Source organism: Vibrio sp. 704 (assembly GCF_033339295.1).
In genome coordinates this window covers 1-793 of sequence record NZ_JAWOUH010000314.1, presented here as the reverse complement: position 1 = coordinate 793, position 793 = coordinate 1, and the positions used below count along the sequence as shown (strand labels likewise).

Genomic DNA, 793 nt, shown 5'->3' with positions numbered 1-793 from the left:
TGATTGTCCTTTCTGGAAACCTCGTCACGCTCCTGGCAAAGTGCTTCCTCCCCTTCTGATGCGAGAATTTTAATGCCACGCTCAGTACATTCTGCGAACGCACTAAACTGACTCGCACTAGGAATCTCTTGAAACGTCACATTGGGAAGATCAACAAGTGATTCGGCTGGTGTCAGTGCGGGATGTAGCCGATCAGAAAGCGTCACCACGGTGATAGCATTGTTCATCAAGGCCAGAGTTTCAGGGACAAAAGTTTTCGTTAGCTCAGGGTTGATAACGACGACCGATTTCAGTTTGTTTTCAGACTGAAATCGGGGGAATTTTTGATCCGGGATGCTGGTAATATCAACGTTATTTTCACGTAACCAATGACAGTCTACATTGGTGGCGTTGTGACACGATGTTCGATATTTCTCCGGGCTTATTTGCGCTCCGGAGAGCATCAGCATAGATGTGCCGCCCAGAAAAAAGCCGACCCCCTGCACTGCATCAGTATCTACGCCTCCGGACAGTATCCCGACCGAACTTAATTCGTTCAGCCCAAGCACCAAATCACTGGTTCTGAATGTGATTTCATCAACAGCCATTTCTGCATTGATTTCGTTCGGTGCAGGAGGCTTTGGTACCACAACGACATAACCTTGTTGCGCCAGGCTCGAGGCTATCCAACCACTGTGGGAAAACGCTGACCGTGTTCCGCCCTGCGACAAAAGCACAACGGGAAATTTTCCACTTGCTAAAGGGGCATCTAACTGCGTTTCGACTGATTTAAAAATGTTCCCCCTACCAAACG

General features: G+C 48.4%; 1 protein-coding gene. It reads right to left on the bottom strand.

Annotated features, from left to right (window positions below; genetic code table 11):
• Window positions 1-793, bottom strand: a 793-nt coding sequence (locus R7R24_RS26145; RefSeq protein ID WP_242533984.1) for an alpha/beta hydrolase family protein, incomplete at both ends; no start/stop codon positions are given.